Source organism: Methyloceanibacter sp. (genome assembly GCF_051306395.1).
Classification (GTDB): Bacteria; Pseudomonadota; Alphaproteobacteria; order Rhizobiales; family Methyloligellaceae; genus Methyloceanibacter.
The window spans coordinates 1-4,029 of the sequence record NZ_JBPPND010000013.1 but is presented as its reverse complement, the minus strand read 5'-3'; the positions used below and the strand labels follow the sequence as shown (position 1 = coordinate 4,029).

Sequence of the window (4,029 nt, the reverse complement as noted above, 5' to 3'; positions counted from 1 at the left end):
GTCACCGACGTCGTCGGTCTCTACATGAACCCGCCCGATCGCGCGCTCGTACTCTGTGTCGACGAAAAGAGCCAGATCCAGGCGCTCGACCGCACCCAGCCCGGCCTGCCGTTGAAGAAGGGTCGCGCCGCGCCGATGACACACGACTACCAGCGGCACGGCACGACGACGCTGTTCGCCGCCCTCGACACACGCACCGGCCGCATCATCGGCGAGTGCCAGCCGCGCCATCGCGCGAAGGAGTTCATCCGCTTCCTGCGACGCATCGACCGCAGCGTGAAAAGATCGCTCGACGTCCATCTCGTGCTCGACAACTACGGAACTCACAAGACGCCCGAGGTGAAGGTTTGGCTCGCGAAGCATCCGCGCTTCCATCTCCATTTCACGCCGACCAGCGCTTCGTGGCTCAACCTCGTCGAGCGCTTCTTCGCCGAGATCACGATGAAGCGCATCCGGCGCGGCACCTTCGCCAGTGTCGCCGAACTCGAGCAGGCGATCCGCGATTACCTCGACCAGCACAACGAAAACCCGAAGCCCTTCGTCTGGACGAAAACCGCAAATGCCATTCTCAGGAAAGACCGCCGAGCCCTCCTGCAGTTGGCCCTCCACTACGATGGGAACCAAGCGTCAGAGTCGGAACACTCTGATGTCCGAAGTCAAGCACTGACGGCGCAGTTTGTCGACGTCGCACCTTGCGATGCGGCGGAGCAGGTTGGGATGGATCGTGCAGAGGCGGAGACGAGACCCGAAGACGACGGTGATCAAGCTCTGATGCGCGGGTTGGATACCGCATGTCCGTTTGTTCGTCCGGGGCTGCCTCGGTCTAGAGGCGGGCGTCGATCGCGAAGATCGGCCACGTAGTGTTTACGAGGGCTCCCCTGCCATGGCCTCGCCCCCGCCGCTGCACGAATGCTCAACTGTCCGGTTCGATCGCCCGGCGCGATCCCTGGTTGATCGGTCCAATGTTGGAAGCGGAGCCATCGGCATTATGCCGGAGCAGCAGTCCGCGTGTTGCTCATCTCGCGGAAGATCGCCCAGATGAAGGCGGCCAGCTCGCGTGCGATCGCGGTCGCGACCACGGTCGATTTCTTGCCCTTGCGAGACAACGTGCGGAACCGCTTAGTGAGCCGCACCTGCGCTTTCCAGGCGATCTCGCGAGCAGCCCGAGGTGCCGCCGAGACGTGAGCCTGCTTCTCGTATCCGACGCGCGGTGGATGACGGTAGCTCCAGGCCGCCTCGACGAGCACGCGTCGGGCCCTGCCATTGCCGGCTTTGGTGATGCCGCCCCGTCTCACGCTCTCGCCCGTCGAGCGCTCGGACGGCACGAGACCCAGATAAGCCATCAGCTGGCGCGGGCTCTCGAAGCGGGAGAGATCGCCGATCTCGGCCAGAATCGTGACCGCCGCGACGAGGTCGATCCCTCGCATCGCCATCAAGGCCGGCACGATCGGCGCCAGCGACCAATCCGCGAACGCCTCTCGGATCGCCTGCTCGAGACGTCCGATCCGCTCGCTCGCCTGGCGCTCGGCCTGCAGCATTTCCTCGAGCGCGAAGCGCTGCTCGCGATGATCGAGCTTCAGATTGGCAAGCCAGCAGCGGTGCCGTGCATTCCACGTCTTGATGCCCGGATAATGCCGGCCCAGACGCAGCAGCATCGAGGAGACCTGCTGGCGCTTGCGCGTCAGATCCTGGCGTGCCGCATCGCGTGCTCGCGTCAGCTCGCGCATGGCCTCATGGCGGCTGTCGGGTATCCACACGGCAGTGAGCTCGCCGGCTCTGAGCAGCCTCGCCAGTCCTTCCGCATCGCGCCGGTTGGTCTTCACCCGGTCGCCGGCTTTCTTCGGGATCAGAGATGGAGCGACGACAAGGCAGGTGTGGCCAAGGCTTTCGATCAGCCGCTGAAGACCGTAGCCGGTCGGACCGGCCTCGTAGCAGAACGTAAGCTTGCGATGCTTGGCAGAGAGCGAGGCGACCAGCTTGCGCATCGCTGCCTCGCTTGTGTCGATCTCACCGAGGTAACGAACCTCACCCGTGCGGCCGGCCTCGGCAACCGCCACCGCGTTGCGCAACTTTGCCGTATCGATCCCGATGAAAGCTTCGTTAAAATGCCCCACGACTCGCCCTCCTTGTGTGAGGCTCTGCCCAGCCCATCCGGGCAATCCTCGGATGCTCATCGAGGGTGAGTCGCCTCTTCAAGGAAGGACATACGGTCTAGCTTGAGGGAAGTGGACTTCCCCCGAAAAAGTGGAGGGCTTTTCTGATAGTTTTGACGGATCAGAGGAGCATCAATGGGCAAGTCGAGGACAGACAAGGGGCGTGTGATCGATGACGCGTTCCGGCGGGAGGCGGTTCGGATTTTGGCGACCAGCGGGCGGACGATCAAGGCGGTTGCCGACGACCTTGGCGTCGGCGTGTCGTCGCTGGGCACTTGGAAACGCAAACTGGATCGCGCGGAGTTGATGGCTGGGCCACACGAGGACGTCGAGAAAGAACTGGCTCGCTTGCGTCGGGAGAATGAACTCCTCCGAGCAGAGAGAGATCTACTAAAAAAAGCGACCGCCTTCTTTGCCAAGGAGACAAGTCGATGAGTTTTGCGTTGATCGATGCAAAGAGGGCTGAGGTTCCGGTTGAGACTGCGTGCGCCGCCTTGCACGTCAGCGTCAGCGGTTTCTACGCGTGGAAGAAGCGGCCCGCGAGCAAGCGCCAGGCCGAGGACATGGTCCTGCTCGCTCACATCCGTGCCGAGTTCTCCACGTCGAACGAGACCTACGGAAGCCCACGGGTGCGTGCCGAGCTGCAAGAAAGTGGCTTGGCGATAGGGCGACACAGGGTGGCGCGGCTGATGAGCGAGAATGGCCTGAAAGCAAGGCAAAAGACGCGGTTCAAGCGAACCACGGACAGCGATCATGGCGGGCCGGTCGCGACCAATGTTCTTGACCAAGACTTCACCGCCGACGGGCCGGATCAGAAGTGGGGCGTCGACATCTCATACGTCTGGACTGCCGAGGGCTGGCTCTACCTGGCCATCGTCTTGGACCTCTACTCGCGCAAGATCGTCGGCTGGTCGATCAGTGACAGAATGAAAAGAGGCTTGGCAATCGATGCGTTGCGGCGCGCCATCATTCTGAGAAAGCCGCCGCCGGGCCTAATCCATCACTCGGATCGCGGCAGTCAATACTGCTCATCAGACTACCGTCGTATCGTCCGCGACCATGGCTTCATCGCGTCGATGAGCGGTCGGGGAAACTGCTACGACAACGCCATGGTGGAAACGGTCTTCAAGACCATCAAATCCGAGCTGATCTGGAGGACCGCCTTCACGACACGCGAGCAGGCCGCCAACGCCATTGGCCAATACATCGAGGGGTTCTATAACCCTCGCAGACGACACTCGAGCCTGGGCTACGTCAGCCCAGCAGCGTTCGAGGCAGCGCACCGGACAAGGAACCAGGAAGAGCAGTTGGCTCTCCACTAAATCCGGGGAGGTCCAGACAGGCGCCGCCCGCCCGCCGCGCGGCCCTATTTAAACGCCCGCGACTTGATCTCGCTGAGCTTGCCGCCGCTTTCGGCGACCTCGCGCAGCAGCGCCGACGGCTGCCAGCGCTTGCCGTGCTGCTGGTGCCACGCCGCGATGCGATTGTAGATCTCGCGCGCGCCGATCGTGTCGCCCCAGAACATCAGGCCGCCGCGCCAGCGCGGGAAGCCGAAGCCGTGCAGCCACATCACGTCGAGGTCGCTCGCGCGGATCGCCTTGCCCTCTTCGAGGATCTTGCAGAACTCGTTGATCGAGCCGAACAGCAGGCGATGAAGAATTTCCTCATCTGAGAGCGTGCGCGGCTTGTTGCCGAGCTTCTCGGATTCCTCGCGGATGATCTCCTTGACCTCGGCGGATGGACGCGGCGTGCGATCGCCCGCCTCGTAATCATACCAGCCGGCTGAGGTTTTCAGGCCCTTTCGGCCCAATTCGACGAGCCGGTCAGGGATCGGGGACATGCGATAATTGGGATCGGCGGCCTTGCGGCGCTTGCG

3 protein-coding genes and 1 pseudogene are annotated in these 4,029 nt (G+C 63.0%); 2 read left to right on the top strand and 2 right to left on the bottom strand.

Annotated elements, in window-relative coordinates:
* A pseudogene (locus ACSLE4_RS00965) lies at positions 1-667 on the top strand (IS630 family transposase); the annotation flags it as partial.
* 319 nt (positions 668-986) lie between these two features.
* Here ACSLE4_RS00965 and ACSLE4_RS00960 read toward each other — a convergent pair.
* Positions 987-2,114 carry an IS110 family transposase gene (locus ACSLE4_RS00960; protein ID WP_435902620.1) on the bottom strand — a complete coding sequence of 376 codons (1,128 nt, stop codon included), beginning with the start codon at positions 2,112-2,114 and terminating at the stop codon, positions 987-989.
* Positions 2,115-2,288: 174 nt separating this feature from the next.
* On the opposite strand from ACSLE4_RS00960, the gene ACSLE4_RS00955 reads away from it, so the two are divergent.
* Positions 2,289-3,475 (top strand): IS3 family transposase gene (locus ACSLE4_RS00955; protein WP_435902619.1). Its coding sequence is split into 2 segments (ribosomal slippage): positions 2,289-2,568 and positions 2,568-3,475, totalling 1,188 coding nucleotides; the frame shifts between segments, so codons are not numbered across the junction.
* 44 nt (positions 3,476-3,519) lie between these two features.
* On the opposite strand, the gene ACSLE4_RS00950 is transcribed toward ACSLE4_RS00955, so the two are convergent.
* The coding region (locus ACSLE4_RS00950; RefSeq protein ID WP_435902618.1) for a 3-hydroxyacyl-CoA dehydrogenase family protein at positions 3,520-4,029 on the bottom strand (510 nt) is incomplete at its 5' end.